Source organism: Agromyces albus, from assembly GCF_030815405.1.
GTDB lineage: Bacteria > Actinomycetota > Actinomycetes > Actinomycetales > Microbacteriaceae > Agromyces > Agromyces albus_A.
In genome coordinates, this window is sequence record NZ_JAUSWX010000001.1 from 1,875,623 (window position 1) to 1,893,905 (window position 18,283).

16 protein-coding genes and 1 pseudogene are annotated in these 18,283 nt (G+C 68.7%); 2 read left to right on the forward strand and 15 right to left on the reverse strand.

The genetic code is table 11. The annotated features are described in order from the left end of the window. The 3 genes from QFZ29_RS08785 to QFZ29_RS08795 are packed head-to-tail and all read right to left on the reverse strand — an operon-like array spanning position 1 to position 3,629. Positions 1-936: a carbohydrate ABC transporter permease gene (locus tag QFZ29_RS08785; RefSeq protein WP_306893771.1), complete on the reverse strand. Its 936-nt coding sequence runs from the start codon at positions 934-936 to the stop codon at positions 1-3. An 11-nt stretch (positions 937-947) separates the two neighbouring features. Further along, the gene (locus QFZ29_RS08790; protein ID WP_306893772.1) at positions 948-2,276 is read right to left on the reverse strand and encodes an ABC transporter substrate-binding protein; all 1,329 of its coding nucleotides are present in this window, start codon (positions 2,274-2,276) and stop codon (positions 948-950) included. Between the two features lie 30 nt (positions 2,277-2,306). After that, a complete protein-coding gene (locus QFZ29_RS08795) occupies positions 2,307-3,629 on the reverse strand; it encodes a cellulase-like family protein (protein WP_306893773.1) in 1,323 nt (440 codons plus the stop codon). A 114-nt stretch (positions 3,630-3,743) separates the two neighbouring features. Here QFZ29_RS08795 and QFZ29_RS08800 point away from each other — a divergent pair, with 114 nt between their 5' ends. Further along, positions 3,744-4,622 carry an AraC family transcriptional regulator gene (locus tag QFZ29_RS08800; protein WP_306893774.1) on the forward strand — a complete coding sequence of 293 codons (879 nt, stop codon included), beginning with the start codon at positions 3,744-3,746 and terminating at the stop codon, positions 4,620-4,622. A 59-nt stretch (positions 4,623-4,681) separates the two neighbouring features. On the opposite strand, the gene nusB is transcribed toward QFZ29_RS08800, so the two are convergent. The 3 genes from nusB to QFZ29_RS08815 form a co-directional block, all read right to left on the reverse strand. Continuing rightward, positions 4,682-5,095, reverse strand: coding sequence for a transcription antitermination factor NusB (gene nusB / locus QFZ29_RS08805; RefSeq protein ID WP_214870419.1), 414 nt, complete (start codon positions 5,093-5,095; stop codon positions 4,682-4,684). After that, positions 5,095-5,658: an elongation factor P gene (efp, locus tag QFZ29_RS08810; protein ID WP_129521070.1), complete on the reverse strand. Its 564-nt coding sequence runs from the start codon at positions 5,656-5,658 to the stop codon at positions 5,095-5,097. The genes nusB and efp overlap by 1 nt, the downstream gene beginning before the upstream one ends. A gap of 138 nt (positions 5,659-5,796) precedes the next feature. After that, positions 5,797-6,237, reverse strand: coding sequence for a type II 3-dehydroquinate dehydratase (locus tag QFZ29_RS08815; protein ID WP_306893775.1), 441 nt, complete (start codon positions 6,235-6,237; stop codon positions 5,797-5,799). Between the two features lie 144 nt (positions 6,238-6,381). On the opposite strand from QFZ29_RS08815, the gene QFZ29_RS08820 reads away from it, so the two are divergent. Continuing rightward, the gene (locus tag QFZ29_RS08820) at positions 6,382-8,634 is read left to right on the forward strand and encodes an esterase-like activity of phytase family protein (protein WP_306893776.1); all 2,253 of its coding nucleotides are present in this window, start codon (positions 6,382-6,384) and stop codon (positions 8,632-8,634) included. Positions 8,635-8,691: 57 nt separating this feature from the next. Here the strand turns inward: QFZ29_RS08820 and aroB are convergent, their stop codons facing one another. The 9 genes and pseudogenes from aroB to rpsD form a co-directional block, all read right to left on the reverse strand. Then, positions 8,692-9,777, reverse strand: a complete 1,086-nt coding sequence (gene aroB, locus QFZ29_RS08825) for a 3-dehydroquinate synthase (RefSeq protein ID WP_306893777.1) — start codon at positions 9,775-9,777, stop codon at positions 8,692-8,694. Further along, positions 9,774-10,244 (reverse strand): shikimate kinase, encoded by a 471-nt coding sequence (locus QFZ29_RS08830; RefSeq protein WP_306896668.1) that lies wholly within the window; start codon positions 10,242-10,244, stop codon positions 9,774-9,776. Before QFZ29_RS08830 ends, aroB begins: the two co-directional genes overlap by 4 nt. A 40-nt stretch (positions 10,245-10,284) precedes the next feature. After that, a pseudogene (gene aroC / locus QFZ29_RS08835) lies at positions 10,285-11,506 on the reverse strand (chorismate synthase). A gap of 24 nt (positions 11,507-11,530) precedes the next feature. Next, positions 11,531-12,349, reverse strand: coding sequence for a shikimate dehydrogenase (locus tag QFZ29_RS08840; RefSeq protein WP_306893778.1), 819 nt, complete (start codon positions 12,347-12,349; stop codon positions 11,531-11,533). Between the two features lie 4 nt (positions 12,350-12,353). After that, the gene (mltG, locus tag QFZ29_RS08845) at positions 12,354-13,937 is read right to left on the reverse strand and encodes an endolytic transglycosylase MltG (RefSeq protein ID WP_306893779.1); all 1,584 of its coding nucleotides are present in this window, start codon (positions 13,935-13,937) and stop codon (positions 12,354-12,356) included. A gap of 44 nt (positions 13,938-13,981) precedes the next feature. Then, on the reverse strand, positions 13,982-14,458 hold the full coding sequence (gene ruvX / locus QFZ29_RS08850) for a Holliday junction resolvase RuvX (RefSeq protein WP_306893780.1): 477 nt from the start codon (positions 14,456-14,458) through the stop codon (positions 13,982-13,984). Positions 14,459-14,463: 5 nt separating this feature from the next. Next, complete coding sequence (alaS, locus tag QFZ29_RS08855; protein WP_306893781.1) at positions 14,464-17,121, reverse strand: alanine--tRNA ligase; 2,658 nt, start codon at positions 17,119-17,121, stop codon at positions 14,464-14,466. Positions 17,122-17,174: 53 nt separating this feature from the next. Beyond that, the gene (locus tag QFZ29_RS08860; RefSeq protein ID WP_214870412.1) at positions 17,175-17,378 is read right to left on the reverse strand and encodes a hypothetical protein; all 204 of its coding nucleotides are present in this window, start codon (positions 17,376-17,378) and stop codon (positions 17,175-17,177) included. A gap of 139 nt (positions 17,379-17,517) precedes the next feature. Continuing rightward, on the reverse strand, positions 17,518-18,141 hold the full coding sequence (gene rpsD, locus QFZ29_RS08865) for a 30S ribosomal protein S4 (RefSeq protein WP_129521080.1): 624 nt from the start codon (positions 18,139-18,141) through the stop codon (positions 17,518-17,520). Positions 18,142-18,283: the final 142 nt, after the last annotated feature.

Sequence of the window (18,283 nt, forward strand, 5' to 3'; positions counted from 1 at the left end):
TCACTCCTCCTTCGAAGCGCGAGCGAGGTAGCTGATGATGAAGACGATCGCGAGCGCGAAGATGACGACGGCGATCGCCGAGCCGTAGCCGAGGTCGAGCACGGTGAAGCTCGTCTGGTACATGTACGTCGAGAGCAGCTGCGTCGAGTTGTACGGCCCGCCACGGGTCATCGCCCAGACGATGTCGAAGGTGCGCAGCGAGTCGATCACCGTCACCGCGAAGACGACGCTGTTGACCCCGCTCAATTGCGGCATGACGATGCGCCAGAACCGCTGCCACGGACTCGCGCCGTCAACCGCGGCAGCCTCCTCGAGCGTCGGGTCGACACCCTTGAGCCCCGCGAGGTACAGCACCATGATGTAGCCGACCTGGCGCCAGACGGCTGCCACGAGCACGGCGTAGAGCGCGGTGTCGGGATTCGCGAGCCATTGCGTTTCCAGTGAACCGAGGCCGATCGACCCGAGGAACGCGTTGACCGCACCGTCCGGCTGGTAGATGACACGCCAGAAGAGGCCCGTGACGGCGAGCGAGAACACCATCGGCAGGTAGATCGCGCTGCGGTAGAAGCCGACACCGCGTCGGGGCTTGTTGAGCGCGACCGCGAGCGACAGCCCGACGACGACCGAGAAGCCGCCGAACCCGATCACCCAGATGACGTTGTTGAGGATCGCCTGTCCGAAGATCGGGTCGGAGAGGAGTCGCTCGAAGTTGCCGAGTCCGATGAACTCCGGGTCGCCGATGCCGTTCCAGCGCGTGAGCGAAAGCCAGAAGCTGTTGATCGCCGGCCAGAACACCCACGCGAGCTCGACCGCGAGCGGGATGAGCAGGAAGAACCAGACGACGGTCGGCACTCGGTGGAGACGTCGCCGTCGAGGGCTGCCTCCCCGCCGCTCGGGCGGGGAAGCGGTCTCGACGGCAAGGGTCTCACGATCCATCGGTGCGATGGTCACCCGTTGAACACCTGCTCGGCGGCGGTCTGCCACTCCGTGAGGATGACGTCGACGTCGCCGGGGTTCGCGAGGAACTTCGTGAGCGCCGTGTCGGCCGTCGTCTGGAGCGCGTCCGACGAGTCGCGGTTGAAGAACTGCGTGATCTGCTCGGTCTCGCCGAGCATCTTGAGTCCCTTCTGCACGAGCGGCGAGAAGCCGGAGGTGTCGACGTCGGGCGAGGTCGGCAGGTTCGACGACTGCGCCGCCTCGATGAACGCCTGCTGCGACTCGGCGCCCGCGAGGTACGCAAGGAACTCCTTCGTCGCGTCGGGATTCTTCGTCTTCGCGCTCGCGAAGTACCCGTCCGTCGGAGCTTCCTCGGCGGTCGGGATGGAGGGATCGATGACCGGCACCGAGAAGAAGTCGAGGTCGTCGGGATCGGAGTCGACCAGGTTCTGGCTGATGAACGCGCCGGTGAGGTACATCCCGTTCTTCTTCTGCACGAGCGGGGTCACCGCGTCCTGCCACGCGTAGGAGGTCATGTTGGGGTCGAAGAACGGCACGATGTCGGCGTAGTACCGCATCGTGTCCTTGACCTCTGTGCTGTCGAACGACGCCTCGCCTGCGAGCAGTTGCTTGTGGAAGTCGGCGCCGTTCACCCGCAGGTTGAGGATGTCGAACCAGCCCGACGCCATCCACGGCGTCGAGCCGATGCCGTTGGAGAGCGGGTTGATGCCGTTCGACTTGACCGTCTCGCACAGGGTGATGAACTCGTCCCAGGTCGTGGGCGCGGAGACGCCCCACTCCTGGAAGGCGGACTTCAGGTGGAAGACGCCCCACCAGTAGTAGTTCGTCGGCAGGAAGATCTGCCGCCCGTCATCATCGGACGAGAGATCGCGCAGCGCGGGCGAGTAGTTCGCGGCGGCGCCGTCGCCCTCCCACATGTCCGAGAGGTCCAGGAGGAAGCCCTCGCTCGCGTAGTCGCGCGCGACGGAGCCGGCGTACCAGGTGAGCACGTCGGGCGGGTTGCTCGAACTGAGGTAGGTCGACAGCTGCGCTCGGAACTGCTCGATCGCGACGGTGTTGAGCGTGACGTCACCGCCGAACGCCTTCACGATCTGCTCGAGTGCCGCTTTGGGCGCTGGGTCCGAGAGGGACGATTGCAGCACGACGCCGGTCTGGGATGCACCGCCACCGCCCCCGCCCGCCATGCACGAGGTGAGGAAGGCGAGCATTCCGGCTCCGGCGGTGCCGGCGAGCAGCCCTCGGCGGGTGATCGACGCATCCACGAGCGATCCGAACGGGCCGAGCGAACTGGGAGTGGGGATTCGGTGGTCAGTGGCCATGGGGTCCTCCTCGTTGAGGGTCGGGAGCGATCACTGGTGCAGGGATGGAACGGATGGTGCGGTGAAGAGGGCATTGCATTCACGCTGGAGCGCGACATCCGCCCACATCGGATGATGCGGTGCGGCGTTGGAGCACACGATCGTGCCCCACGCGCCGACGCCCCGCGACTCGCGCACGGCACGACGGCAGAACTCGGCGCCGACCGGGCCCTCCTCGAAATCGCCGTGCAGCGGGGTGTAGCCGATCCAGCCCTCGCCGAAGACGACAGGGATGTCGCGGCTGAGGGCGTGATCGGCGGCGACGGCGATCCAGTCAACGAGGGTGCGGTCCATCTCGTTGCGGTGCGATTCGTACCGCTCGTAGAGGAACCGGTCGAAGGCGTCGGGATCGACCCAGTCGTGGAAGAAGATCTCGGGCTTGCCGACGATGGTCGCCTCGAGCTTCCACGATGAGTCGGGTGGGAGCATCCACTCGGTCGCCGCCGGCGCGCCATCGCGCAACAGCCCGAAGGCGTCGACCTGCTCGCGCGGGAAGTCCTCGAGGGAACCCCGCAGGTCGAACGCGGCCGTCGTCTCGTCGAGCACGCCGTAGATGTACGGATGCACGACGAGCACGTCGACGTTGTCGGGGATGCCGCGCATCACGCCGACCGGCACATGCGCGTAGTTGACCGTGACCGGGCGATCGGGGTGCCGACCGTGGAACCGGTCGAGCGCGGCGGTGAGGGACTGCTTCAGCTCGAGGATGGCGGCGTTGCCGCCATCCTCTCCCCACTCCGCCTCCAGGCCGTCGACGAGGTGCGTGAACTGCACCTCGTTGTGCAGCTCGGTGAAGGCGATGCAGTGGTCGAGTCCAGCGATCGTGAGGAAGTCGATGAGGTCGGCCATCGCGTCGGCGAGCCGCAGCGGCCGCTCGCCCGGCGGCACGGCCATGAGCGCGTCGAACCAGTCCCGCTCGACGGCGAACGACGACGACTGCTGGTACTCCCACGACGACAGGATGGCCACGAGGCCGTGCGCGTCGAGCGCACGGAACAGCGCGAGGAGGTGCTCGCGTGCGTCGATCACCGTGGCGGCGCCGACGTCGTACCACCGAACCCGCTGGGCGTAGTCGCCGCCGAGCCGATCGAGGCGCAGCGCGCTCGTGTCGAGCCCCGAGCCGAAGAGCAGGAACGGCATCGCGCAGATGCGCACCGCGTTGTAGCCGCGGTCGACCGCCTCGGCCGCGGAGCGGTCGAGATCCTCGAACGGCTCGCCGGATCCGGTGCGCACGTACCAGGAGAAATCCCACAGGCTGATCGTCAGCCTGTCGGGCAGATGGGCCGGGATGGGGACCGGTCGGTAGCCGTTCACAGTTCGAACTCGTCCTCGAGCATATGGTCATGCTAGAGAGCCGCTTGCGACGCCTGAATGCGTGATCCAATGGTTCTGCTGGACGATTCGCCGATTGGGCGTAGCCTAGTCGCCATGCTCATCCCCGACGGATTCCCGGGCCAGCGGCTCCGTGTTCTCCCGCAGCCGCTCATCAAGGCGGCGCTGAAAGACCCGCTCACGGGTCGCCTGCTCGTGACCGATGCTGGACACTTCCCGCATGCGACCTCGCACGGCCGCTCTCGGCCGGATGGTGTCCGACAGGCCATCCTCATCCTCTGCACCGAGGGCAGTGGGTGGCTCACGATGCACGGCGCGCAGCACACGATCTCGGCCGGCGATGCAGTACTCATCCCGCCCGACGTGCCGCACCGGTACGGCGCCGACCAGCGCGACCCGTGGTCGATCTGGTGGCTGCACGCTGAAGGCGTCGACGTGCCGACGCTCGTCGACGCGGTGCTCGGCGCCGACCGGCAACCCGTCCTCCCCGTGCGCGACATGTTCGGCGCCGTCGCGCTCGCCCGGCAGGTCGTGTCAGAGGTCGAGCGCGACGAGACCCGAGCGAGTCTCTACGCAGCGGTCGGTCCCGCCTGGAACCTCTTCGCGCAACTCGCCGCCGACCGGCTGCGGGGCCGGGCCGGGTCGGTCGATCGCATCCACCTCGTGCAGGACCATCTGCGCGCCCACCTCGCCGAGCCGATGAGCGTGCCCGCGCTGGCCCGCTTGGCTGGCATGAGTACGTCGCATTTCGCCGCACTCTTCAAAGCCTCCGCCGGCACGGGCGTCGTCGAGTACGTCAAGCGGCTGCGCATCGCGCGCGCCCGCGAGCTGCTCATCACCACGGACGCCCTCGTCGCCGAGATCGCCTCCGCCGTCGGCTACAGCGACGCGTTCTACTTCTCGCGCCAGTTCAGCTCGGTCAACGGCATGAGCCCGACCGAGTATCGCTCGAGGTCGCGTCGCGAACTGATCTGAGGAACGCGACAGGAATCCTGCCGCCTTTCATTCGCAGGCCGACCCTGCCCGAAGACGACCTACCCTTTGGAGTGCGAGATCGCCGCGAGCAGGCCGTTCACGAACCCGGCCGAGTCATCCGTCGACAGCACGGTCGCCGCTTCGACGGCTTCGGAGATCGCGACGGGGTCGGGCACCGCGTCGTTGTAGAGGATCTCCCAGACCCCGATGCGCAGGAGCGCCCGGTCGACCGCCGGCATCCGGTCGAGGGTCCACCCGCGTGAGTGGGTCTCGATGAGCTCGTCGATCTCGGCGCGGTGGTCGACGATGCCGTCGACGATCTCGCGCGCGTAGAGCCACGAAGCCGCGCGCTCGGGCTCGCTGACGGCCTTCTCCGCTTCGACGACGAGCATCTGCTCGACCGGCACCTGCCGCATGTCGGCCGAGTACAGCATGTCGAGCGCGCGCTTGCGCGCCTTGGTGCGAGCGCTCACTAGTCGTTCACGCGGCCGAGGTAGTCGCCGGTACGTGTGTCGACCTTGACCTTGGTGCCCGTCTCGAGGAAGAGCGGAACCTGGATCTCGTAGCCGGTCTCGACGGTCGCCGGCTTCGTTCCGCCGGTGGACCGGTCGCCCTGCAGACCCGGCTCGGTGTAGGTGATCTCGAGCACGACGGATGCCGGGAGCTCGACGTAGAGCGGATTGCCGTTGTTCAGGGCGATCGTGACGGACTGGTTCTCGAGCATGAAGTTCGCCGCGTCGCCGACGACCGTGGCGGGCACCGTGAGCTGGTCGTAGTCGCTCGCGTCCATGAAGACGAAGGCTTCGCCGTCGTTGTAGAGATAGGTGAAGTCGCGACGGTCGACGTTCTCGACGTCGATCTTCGTGCCCGCGTTGTAGGTGCGGTCGACGGTCTTGCCCGAGACCACGTTCTTCAGCTTCGTCCGGACGAACGCACCGCCCTTGCCGGGCTTGACGTGCTGGAACTCGATGACGCTCCAGAGCTGGCCGTCGATGTTCAGGACGACGCCGTTCTTGATGTCAGCGGTGCTTGCCATGCGAATGTGATCCGTTCAGTTGCGAAATTGCTCGGCCGGAGTCGGCCGGAACACAGAGTTCAGTCGGTCGAGTGTAGTCGCTGCCGTCGGACGGCGCCAATGCAGGCACCCCTGCCACGCGCGCGGCAGAATCCCGGCTCACGCGTGTCGCAGAATCCAATCGACGGCCAACCGGTAGGAGTCGGATCCGAAGCCCGCGATGACGCCCGTGGCGACCCCCGAGATGACACTCGTGTGCCGGAAGGTCTCGCGCGTGTGCGGGTTCGAGAGGTGCACCTCGACGAGCGGCACGCCCGCTTGCCTGAGCTGCGCGGCGGCATCCCGAAGCGCATAGCTGTAATGGGTGAAGGCAGCCGGGTTCAGCACGACCGGCACTCGCTCGTCGACGGCGTGGTGGATCCACGCGATGAGCTCGGCCTCGTCGTCGGTCTGTCTGAGGTCGATCGACACCCCGTCGGGCACGGATGCCGCGAGCGCCGTCTCGATGTCGGCGAGCGTCTCGCTGCCGTACACCTCGGGCTCGCGCGTGCCGAGCCGGCCGAGGTTCGGTCCGTTGAGGACGAGGATCGTGGAGGTCACGCGGCAAGCCTATCCATCCGGTGAACGGGAGGATGACGGGGACTGCACGTCACTCGTCGAACGAGTCTCGTGTTCACCCATTCGTCGACATCGGGATCGCCGACGGCCATTTCCGCGTGCGCTCCACCCGATTGGGTTGCGTGCATGCCACATCGCTCAGCTCGCGCGCAGATGCGCTTCCTCGCCCTAGCCGCGGCGGCCGCCACCGCGGCCTTCATCCTCGTCCCCTCTCCCGCGATCGCGGCCGGCAACGGCGAGCCGCAGGGCCCTTCGGCCAAGATCGTCGAGCCGACGCTCGTCGCCCGCGCGACGCTCTCGGCGGACCACCTCGAGGCGGGGCCGCCGTCCGGCGCGCTGGCTTCGGCTGCGAACGGCCGCACCGGCCCGTTCGCCGGACAGGTCGTGCCGGGCTTCTCCGCGATGATCGACAACGGCGACGGCACCTTCTGGGCCCAGCCCGACAACGGCTTCGGCTCGAAGGCGAACTCGTCCGACTTCCTGCTGCGCAGCTACCTCGTGCGCCCCGACTGGGAGACGGCCGGCGGTGGCGACGGATCGATCGCGATCGAGCGCTTCATCTCCTACAACGACGCGAACCACGTGCTCGACTTCCCGATCGTGAACGAGTCGACCCCCGAGCGACTGCTGACGGGAGCGGACTTCGACATCGAGTCGATCGTGCAGGCGAAGGACGGCTCGTTCTGGGTCGGCGAGGAGTTCGGCCCGTTCCTCCTGCACTTCGACGCCGACGGCACGCTCCTCGAGAAGCCGGTCCCGCTGCCGGGCGGCGCCAAGTCGCCGCAGAACCCCTATCTCGCTGCGGGCGAGACGCCCCGGGTGCGCGCGAGCCGCGGGTTCGAGGCGCTCGCGGGATCGACGAGCGGTCGACACCTCTACCCGGTGCTGGAGGGCGCATACGCCGACGACCCCGACCTCCGGCGTCGCGAGATCCTCGAGTTCGACACGACCTCCGGTTCCTACACCGGACGCACGTGGAACTACCAGGCCGACCAGGACGCGAACGTCGTCGGTGACGCGTTCACCGTGCGCAATGACGTGCTGCTCCTCGTCGAGCGCGACGACTTCGAGGGCGAGCAGGCGGTCACCAAGCGCGTCTATGAGATCGACCTCTCGCGTACCGATCATGAGGGCTACGTCGAGAAGTCGCTCGTGCTCGACGCCCTGCGCATCGCCAACCCCGACCTCCTCGGCGCGGGCGACGGCTACGGAACGGGCGAGGTGTTCTCGCTGCCGGTGCAGTCGTTCGAGACCGTCGTGCGCTTGCGCGACGGGCGCCTCCTCATCGGCAACGACAACAACTACCCGGGCAATGACGCACGCATCACCGGTACGCCGGATGACACCGAGTTCGATCTCATCGACCTCGAGAAGGAGCGCGTCCCCTCCTCGGACATCACCGTCGTGAGCCACCGTGGTGCGAGCGGCTACCGCCCTGAGCACACCCTCGCGGCCTACGAGACGGCGATCACGCAGTGCGCCGACTTCATCGAGCCCGACGTGGTCGCGACGAAGGACGGCGTCCTCGTCGCCCGCCACGAGAACGAGATCAGCGGCACGACGGATGTCGCGTCCCGCTCCGAGTTCGCCTCCCGCAAGGCCACGAAGACGATCGACGGCGCCACGGTGACCGGCTGGTTCACCGAGGACTTCACGCTCGCCGAGCTGAAGACCCTCCGCGCGATCGAGCGCCTCCCGCAGATTCGTCCGCAGAACACCGCGTTCAACGGCCTCTACCAGGTGCCGACGCTCGACGAGGTCATCGACCTCGCGCGGCACTCGGTGAGCTGCCAGGGTGAGCCGATCGGCGTGTACCCCGAGACGAAGCACCCGACGTACTTCGACTCGATCGGCCTCTCGCTCGAGGAGCCGCTCGTCGCCCAGCTCTCGCGGAACGGCGTCGACGACGCCGATACCCCGGTCATCGTGCAGAGCTTCGAGGTTGCGAACCTGAAGGAGCTCGACGGGCTGACGGACGTCGCCCTCGCCCAGCTCATCAGCTCGATCGGCCGGCCGTACGACTTCACCGTCGCCGGCGATGCGCGCACCTATGCCGACCTCGTGACCCCCGCCGGGCTCGCCGAGATCGCGAGCTACGCCGACGGCATCGGCATCGAGAAGAGCGTCGCGATCCCGCGCAACGCCGACGGCACGCTCGGCACGCCGACCCCCGTCATCGCCGACGCGCACGCAGCAGGCCTCGACGTGCACGGCTGGACCTTCCGCCGCGAGAACGCCTTCCTCCCTGCCGAGTTTCGATCCAGCGCCGACCCCGCCGGGATCGGCGACCTCGGCGGCGAGATCCGGGTCTTCGTCGAGGCAGGCCTCGACGGACTGTTCAGCGACAATCCCGACGTCGCGGTCGCGGCCATCGACTGAGCAGCGCGGCCCGGAGCGAGGGTGGGGATGCCGTGGCATCCCCACCCTCGCTGCCTGTCAGGAGCCGATCTCCTGGTACGCGGCGAAGAGCAGCGACTGGTCGGGCGCGTGCAGCACCGTCGGCCGCGCGATGTCGTCGAGCACGATGAACCGCAGTGCTCCCCCGCGGGCCTTCTTGTCGCGCTGCATGGTGGCGAGCAGCGTGTTCCACCGGCCTGCCGGATAGGTCGTCGGCAGGCTCAGCAGCTCGAGCACGCGGCGATGCCGATCGACGACCTCGTCGGAGAGGCGTCCGTTCAGCCGGCCGAGCTCGGCGGCGAACATCATGCCGACCGCGACCGCCGCGCCGTGGCGCCACTGGTAGCGCTCGGCGTGCTCGATCGCATGCCCGAGCGTGTGGCCGTAGTTCAGGATCTCGCGCAGGCCCTGCTCGGTGAAGTCCTCGCTCACGACCTCGGCCTTCATGCGGATGGCGAGCTCGACGACGCGACGGAACTCGGGCGTCGCCGGGTCGGTCGCAGCTTCGGGGTCGGCCTCGATCACGTCGAGGATCTCGGGATAGCGGATGAACCCCGCCTTCACGATCTCGGCGAATCCGGCCAGGATCTCGTTCTTCGGGAGGGTGTCGAGCAGGTCGAAGTCGCAGAGCACCGCCGCGGGCGCGTGGAACACGCCCACGAGGTTCTTGCCCTCGTTCGTGTTGATGCCGGTCTTGCCGCCGACCGACGCGTCGACCATTCCGAGCACGGTCGTGGGCACCTGGACGACGCGCACGCCCCGCAGCCACGTGGCGGCGACGAAGCCGGCGAGATCGGTGATCGCGCCGCCGCCGAGCCCGATGACGGCGTCGCTGCGCGTGAAGTCGGCCTGGCCGAGCACCTGCCAGCAGAACGCGGCGACCTCGACGCGCTTGGCCGCCTCGGCGTCGGGCACTTCGGCGAGCAGCACCTCATACCGGCCCTGCAGCTCTTCGCGCAGGGCCGCGGCGCGAGCGCCGAGGGTCGACGGATGCACCACGAGCACCTTCTTCGGTGCCGTGCCGAGCACTTCGGGGAGCTCGGCGAGCACCCCTCGCCCGATCACGACGTCGTACTCGTCGTCGCCCCCGACGTGGATCGTCGTTCGCGTCTCGCTCGCCGTCATCGTGCTCCTCCGAACCACTCGGTGATCTCCTCGACGATCCGCGCGACCGAGCGGCGCGAGGTGTCGATGCGCAGGTCGGCGAGCGCCTCGTACACGGGCCGCCGCGACTCGAGGATCGCCTTCCACGCCCCGATGCCGCCTTCGGCGAGGAGCGGTCGGGTGCTGCCCGAGAGTCGCGGTGCCACCGCCTCGGGCGAGACCTGCAGCCACACGACCGCCAGGTCCTCGAGGTCGGCCTGCGTCTCGGGGTGCAGCACGGCGCCCCCGCCGAGCGAGATCACGGACTCCTCCCGCAACGCGTCGGCGACGATCTCGCGCTCGATGATGCGGAAGTATTCCTCGCCCTCGCGATCGAAGATCTCGTCGATCGGGCCGTAGCGCTCGGTGATCCGGGCGTCGGTGTCGATGAAGGGGGCGTCGATGGCCGTGGCGAGCCGTTGGCCCACGCGTGACTTGCCGGCACCCATCGGGCCGATGAGCACGATCGGCAGGCCCGGGCGGCGCTCGTCAGGCACGATCGGCCGCGGCGGCCTCCGAAGCGCCCGCGGTGCGGAGCGTAGCGGGGATCGCGGCGAGGTAGGCGTCGAGGTTGCGTCCGCGTCTCCGCCACGGAGTCGCCGCCGAACTTCTCGACCATCGCGTTCGCGAGGGTCAGGGCGACCATGGCCTCGGCCACGACCCCGGCCGCCGGCACTGCGACGACATCGGAACGCTGGTGGTGCGCCACAGCGGGCTCGCCCGTGGCGACATCGACCGTCGGCAGTGCGTGCGGAACGGTCGCGATGGGCTTCATGCCGGCGCGCACCCGCAGCACGGTGCCGGTGCTCATGCCGCCCTCCGTGCCTCCGGCACGGTCGCTGCCGCGCAGGATGCGACCCTCGCCCTGGTGGAGCTCGTCGTGCGCCACCGAGCCGCGACGCGTCGTGGTGAGGAATCCGTCGCCGACCTCGACGCCCTTGATCGCCTGAATGCCCATGAGTGCCGCGGCGAGTTGCGCGTCGAGTCGACGGTCCCAGTGCACGTAGGAGCCGAGTCCGGGCGGCACGCCGTAGGCGAGCACCTCGACGACGCCGCCGAGGGTGTCGCCGTCTTTGTGCGCCGCGTCGACCTCGGCGACCATCGCCGCGGAGGTCTCGGGGTCGAAGCACCGCAGCGGGTCGGCGTCGAGCTGATCGACATCGTCGGGCAGCGGCAGCGGCCGGCCCTCGGGAACTCGCACGGGGCCGATCGCGAGCGTGTGCGCCACCAGGCGCACGCCGAGCTCGGCGAGGAACGAGCGAGCGACGGCGCCGAGGGCGACGCGGGCCGCGGTCTCGCGCGCGCTGGCGCGCTCGAGCACGGGGCGCGCCTCGTCGAAGCCGTATTTCTGCATGCCGACGAGATCGGCGTGCCCGGGTCGAGGCCGGGTCAGCGGGGCGCCGCGGCCTCGGCCGAGCGAGTCGGGATCGACCGGCTCAGGGCTCATCACCTCGGACCACTTGGGCCATTCGGTGTTGCCGATGCGCAGGGCGACCGGGCTGCCGAGGCTGAGTCCGTGGCGCACCCCACCCGAGATGGACAGTTCGTCCTGCTCGAACTTCATGCGCGCGCCCCGGCCGTAGCCGAGCTTGCGGCGCGCGAGGTCGGCGCGAATATCGTCGAGCAAGACGGGGATACCGGCGGGAAGACCTTCGAGAATCGCGACGAGCTCAGGACCGTGCGACTCTCCGGCAGTGAGCCAACGGAGCATGCCCTCTATCCTTCCACAGCCGCGCTACAGGGATTCGCGCATGACGGCGAGCACGGCGTCTTCGTCGGGAAGCGGTGCGAGCGGATCGCCGTGCACGAAGATCCGCACTTGGATGAGCGCTTGGTGCAGCAGCATCCCGAGTCCGTGCACGACCGTGCCGCCCGCGGCGATCCAGCCGGCGGCGAGCGGCGACGGCCACGGGTCGTATGCGACGTCGAGCAGGGCCGCGCTGTGCACGAGGCTGTCGGATGCCGCGACGCCGAGGTCCGTGCCACCGGGAACGGTGCTCACGATGAGCTCGGCCTCGCGCGCCAGTGCGAGCTCGTCGATGCGTGCCTCGTCGACCACGAGGCCGAGTCGCGAGCCGAGCGCGATCAGCTCCGCGGCGGCGCCAGGCCGCCGAACGAGCACCCGCACGTGCGCGGCGCCCAGCTCGGCCATTGCGACGAGTGCGGACGCGGCGGTCGCGCCGCCGCCGATCACGACCCCGTGACGCACGCGGGCGACGCCCGCCTCACCGAGCGCGCGCACGATGCCCGCGACGTCGGTGTTGAAGCCGCGCCGCCTGCCGTCGTCGAAGAGCACGGTGTTCGCTGCACCGGCAAGCACCGCGAGCTCTTCGACGTCGTCGAGCAGCGGAAGCACGTCCTGCTTGAGCGGCATCGTGAGCGAGAGCCCCCGCCACGAGTCATCCAGTCCCTCCATGAATGCGGCGAGGCCATCGCCGCGCATCTCGATCGCGGAGTACTCCCAATCGAGGCCGAGCAGCCGGTAGGCGGCGCGGTGGAGTCCTGGGCTCTTCGAGTGGGCGATCGGCGAACCGAGCACCGCGAGTCGGCGCATGGCGTCAGTCCCCGTACTCGGGGTGCTCGTCGAGCCAGGCGCGAAAGCGCACGACGGCGGCCTCGTGCTCCTCGATCGTCGACGAGAACACCGTCTCACCGGAGTCGAGGTCGACCGTCACGAAGTACAGCCACGGTCCGTCGACCGGGTTGATCGCCGCCTCGATCGCCTTGTCGCCGGGATTGCCGATCGGCCCCGGCGGGAGGCCCGGATGCACGTAGGTGTTGTATGGGTTCGCCGGGTCGGAGCGCTGGGCCTCGGTCGTCGTGACGACGGAGTCGTCGCCGACGCCGTAGTGCACGGTCGAGTCGAACTGCAGGAGGCCGCTTTCGAAGAGCTCGGGGTTCAGCCGGTTCTCGATGACCCGCGACACCTTGAAGTAGTCGGTGTAGTCGTCGCCGCGGGCCCCGGCCTCCCGCTCGATGAGCGACGCCTTGATGACGGTGCGCCACCGATCCTCGGGCGCGACTCCCGCGGCATCGAGCGCCTGGAACGAGCGATCGACGAGCATCTTCACGAGGTCGGGGGCCGTCATGCCCGGAGCGACGGTGTACGTGGCGGGGAACAGGAATCCCTCGACGCTCGTCGCCTCGGGAGGCAGACCGAGTGCCGGCAGGTCGGCGGCCGCGGCGTGCAGCTCCTCGATCGGGATCTCGGAGACGGCCGCCGCCTCGGCGAGGGCGTTCTTCGCCCACATCCCCTCTTGGATGACGAAGGTGTTCTCGAGCTTCTTCGTCGGGTCGAGAAGCGCGTCGAGCGCTGCCCGGGCGCTCATCTGCTCGGCCAACTCGTACGCACCGGGATGGAACTCGGGATCGGGCGACTGCTCGAGCAGCAGATCGTAGAAGGCGTCGTAGGAGGCGGTGACGCCCTCGTCGACGAGGTTCTCAGCGATATCGGCGCCGGTGTCGCCTTCGTGGATCATGAAGATCACCTCGCCGGTGCCGGCTCCCGTATAGTCCTCGGCGGGAGTGAATCGCTCGATGAGCGCGTTGATCGGGCCCTGGAGGAAGAAGAACGCGCCCACCGCGAGCGCGGCGACGACGAGGAGTCCGACCAGGCACCCCCACGGTCCCTTCCTGCGGGGCTTGTCGTCGTCGTGATACCCGCCGTGCTTGAGGGCGCGCCGCTCCGAACGGCTCAATCGATGCGAGGTGGGTTCGTCGTCATCAGGGGCGCCTGACCACGGCTGTGACTCCTCGTCCCATGGCAGAAGGATGTCCTCCTCATGCTCCTTCGACCCCGAGTCGGGGGCATCGAGCTGCCACTGGAACGGGGCCTCGTGCGCCGTCTGGTGTGGCGGGACGCCCCGCTGACCCGCCTCCCACTGTGAAGCTGCCTGCTGTTCAGCCGGCCACGGTCGCGTATGCCGGTCATCGGACGGCATGTCGGACGCCAGCTGTCGCTCGGCGGCCTCTTGGGCCATCCGCTGCTCGGTCGGGTACTGCGCTTGCGGCGGCGGCGGCGGCGGCGGCGGCGTCGACGACGACGACCGGCCGGCTCCCTGCTCCTGCTGCTCCTGCTGCTCCTCCTGTTGCAGCAGGGCAGCCCTGCGCTGCTCGGCCTCCCGGGCCTCGCGACGGGTCATCGGGGGGCGCTCGGATCCGCCGGCCGGCGAGGCAGGAGGGTGGGTCACAGGGGGGACGACCCTTCGTCTGTCGTGAGCGTCCGGCCGGGCTCCGCGCCCGACGCCCGCTCCGTGTCGATGGCGTGTTGCAGAATGATAATCGCAGCAACTTGGTCGATGACTGGACGTTGGGTGCGACTCGACCGCCCCGAGGCCCGAAGCGCCTGCTGGGCACTCACAGTGGAGAGCCGCTCGTCGACGAGTCGCACGGATGCCCCAGCCCGTGCCAGACGCTCGGCGAAGGCGACCGCATCGTCGGTCGATGCGGTCGCCGCACCCGACAACGAGAGCGGGTGCCCCACCACGAGTTCGAAAGCGCCGAACTCCTCCGCGAGCTCGAGCACGCGGCGGACGTCGGCGTCGCCATCGGGCGCGCGCGGAACCGTCTCCACAGGCACAGCGAGGAGCGCCCCAGCATCGCAACGTGCGACACCGATGCGTGCTCGCCCCACATCGATGCCGAGCCGCACGCCCAGTCGCATAGCGTCTACCGGCCGAGCTCTCGTCGTACGGCGTCGAGTGCTGCAGGGATCGCTGAGACGTCGTTGCCCCCGCCCTGCGCGAGGTCGGGCTTGCCGCCGCCACCGCCGCCGAGCACCGCAGCCGTCGCCTTCGCGATCGCACCGGCGTTCGCGCCGGCGTCTCGAGCCGCAGGCGACGTCGCCACGATGGCGAGCGGCTTGCCGCCCACCTCCCCGGCCAGTGCTACGACGGATGCCACGGCGCCGAGCTGGGTTCGCACGGAGAGGGCCAGCGAACGAAGCTCGTCGCCCGAGCCGAGCTTCCCGACCGATTCCGCCACGAGGAGCACGTCGCCAGTGCGCACGGCCTTCGCCGCAAGTGCCGGCACCCGGTCGTTCAGCGCCTTCGACTCGAAGGCCTGGATGCGCTTCTCGGCTGCCTTCAGGCTCGAGACGAGCTCGCCGACGCGGTCGACAAGCTGCTCTGGCCTGGTCTTCAGGGTCGAGGTGAGCTCGGAGACGAGCGCTCGCTCGGCGGCGAACCGGCGGAACGCCTCGAGCCCGACGAGCGATTCGACTCGACGATTCGAGGCGCCGACGGATGACTCGCCGACGATGTTGATCATGCCGATCTCGGCACTCGTCGACACGTGAGTGCCGGCGCACAGCTCGCGCGACCATGGCCCGCCGATGTCGACGACACGTACGACGTCGCCGTACTTCTCGCCGAAGAGCGCCATCGCGCCGAGGGACTTCGCCTCGTCGAGCGGCATCTCGCGGGTGCGGACCTCGAGGTTGTCGCGGATCGCAGCGTTGGAGATCTCCTCGATCTCGCTGCGGGTCTCGGACGAGAGTGCCGAGTTCCAGCCGTAGTCGAGGCGGAGGTAGCCCGCTTTGTTGAACGATCCCGACTGGTGTGCGTTCGGCCCGAGCACCTGGCGGAGGGCCGCGTGCACGATGTGGGTGCCGGAGTGCGCCTGGGTGGCGCCCCGCCGATATTGCTCGTCGACGAGCGTCGTCGCGGGCACTCCAACGCCGACCTCGCCGAGGCTGACCTTCACGGTGTGGCTGATGAGGCCCTTGATCGGCTTCTGCACGTCGAGCACCTCGAGCTCGAAGCCGTCGCCGACGATGCGGCCCTGATCGGGCGCCTGGCCGCCGGACTCGGCATAGAGCGAGGTCTCGGCGAGGATCACCTCGGCCGTCTGCCCCGCGCTCGCTCGAGAGACGGGCCGGCCGTCGACGAGGAGCCCGAGCACGCTGGACTGCGTGGTGAGGTCGGAGTATCCGGTGAAGATCGTCTCGCCCTTGGCGCGGAAGTCCGCGTACACCGAGAGGTCGGCGAGCACCTTCTTCTTCGACTTCGCGTCGGCCTTCGCACGGCTGCGCTGCTCGGTCATGAGCGAGTCGAACGCCCCTCGATCGACCGCGAGGCCGGCTTCCTCGGCCATCTCGAGCGTCAGCTCGATCGGGAATCCGTAAGTGTCGTGCAGAAGGAAGGCCGTGTCGCCGGCGAGCTCTGCGCTGCCCGCGCGCTTGGTCTTCTCGACGGCGAGGTCGAGGATGCCCGTGCCCGCGGTGAGCGTGCGGAGGAACGTCTCCTCTTCGCCGAGCGCAAGCTGCTCGATGTGCGTGTAGTCGGTCGCGACCTCGGGGTAGGCCGCCTTCATCGCGTCACGCGATGCCGCGAACAGCTCACGGAACGTCGGACCCTCCACGCCGAGGAGGCGCATGGCACGGATGCTGCGACGCAGGAGCCTGCGGAGGATGTAGCCGCGCCCCTCGTTCGACGGGCTCACGCCATCGCTCATGAGCATGAGCGCCGAGCGGATGTGGTCGGCGATGATGCGCATTCGCACATCGTCGTCGTGATCGGCTCCGTACCGACGACCCGAGAGCTCCGCCGCGCGATCGAGCACGGGGCGCACCTGGTCGATCTCGTACATGTTCTCGACGCCCTGCTTGATGAACGCGACGCGCTCGAGCCCCATGCCGGTGTCGATGTTCTTCTTCGGCAGCTCCCTGACGATGCGGAAGTCGGTCTTCGACTTCACATCGTCGATGAGGTACTGCATGAACACGAGGTTCCAGATCTCGACATAGCGGTCGTCATCGGTGGCCGGGCCGCCGTCGACACCATACGCGGGACCGCGATCGAAGAAGATCTCTGAGCACGGGCCGGCCGGGCCGGGCTGGCCGGTGTGCCAGTAGTTCGTGTCCTTGTCGAGGCGCTGGATGCGCTCCTCGGGCAGGCCGGCGATCTGCTTCCAGAGCTCGATCGCCTCGTCGTCGTCTTTGTAGACGGTGACCCAGAGGTCGTTCGGGTCGAAGCCGTATCCGCCATCGGCCTCGGGAGTGGTGAGCAGCTCCCACGCCATGGCGATGGCGCCTTCCTTGAAGTAGTCGCCGAACGAGAAGTTGCCGTTCATCTGGAAGAACGTGCCGTGTCGCGGAGTCTTGCCGACTTCCTCGATGTCGTTCGTGCGGATGCACTTCTGCACGCTCGTGGCCCGCGGGTACGGCGCGGGAACGAGTCCCGTGAGGTACGGCACGAACGGCACCATTCCGGCGACCGTGAAGAGCAGCGTCGGGTCGTCGGAGACGAGCGAGGCCGAGGGCACGACGGCGTGTCCGCGCTCGGCGAAGAAGTCCAGCCAACGCTGGCGGATGTCGGCAGTCTGCATGGTTCCGTTCTGGATCACGCCCGGGTCATCCGGGCCTCAACGTGGTCGGGCGCTCAGCGACCCGGGGCTGCGTCGCCCGATTCGGCTCGCAGCTCGGCGTCGCGGGCGTGGTACCCCTCGGCGATGGCGTTGCCGAATGCACGGGCCTTCGCGTCGATGGATGAGAAGAAGTCCTGACCCTGCTTGGTCTGGTTCATCTGGTGCGCGACGACGAACCCGGCTGCAACGCCGGCGGTGAACCACAGAATGCTCTTCACGGAATGCTCCCTGCTCGATCTCTCGCCGATGCGGTGCGCTCGGCACGCCTCGAACCAGTCTAGTGGCGCGCAATGCGGGCGCCGAAGACGGAACAGGGGCCGCGGGAAACCCCGCGACCCCTGTTCTGATGCCGTTGCGTCAGCGAGCGGCGTAGTACTCCACGACGAGCTGCACGTCACACGTGACGGGGACCTCGGCGCGCTTCGGGCGACGCAGGAGGCGGGCCTGGAGCTTGTCGAGCTCGACCTCGAGGTAACCGGGGACCCGCGGGAGCAGGTCGACGTGACCGCCGGCGGCCGCGACCTGGAAGGGCTCGGTGCCCTCGCTGCGTGCCTTGACGTGCACGAGCTGGCCCGGCTTCACGCGGAACGAGGGACGGTCGACGAGCTGGCCGTCGACGAGGATGTGGCGGTGCACCACGAACTGGCGAGCCTGCGTGATGGTGCGGGCGAAGCCGGCGCGGAGCACGAGCGCGTCGAGACGCATCTCGAGCAGCTCGACGAGGTTCTCACCCGTCAGGCCTTCGGTGCGGCGGGCCTCGTTGAACGCGATGCGGAGCTGCTTCTCGCGGATGCCGTACTGGGCGCGAAGACGCTGCTTCTCGCGCAGACGCACGGCGTAGTCGGAGTCGGTCTTGCGCTTGGTGCGGCCGTGCTCACCGGGAGCGTAGGGACGCTTCTCCATGTAGCGGGCGGCCTTCGGGGTCAGGGCGACGCCGAGTGCGCGGGAGAGGCGGGTCTTGCTGCGTGACTGGTTCGACACGAATGTCCTTTCGGAAGAATCTCAAACGGTTGGTTCCAGGCGCGCCGGGCGCCGGAAGTCTTGTCAGAGGGGTTCGCCACGGGCAGACCGGCTACAGGTCTCGCCCCTTCACCGTGGAAACCGCGCAGCCGCACGCGAGAAT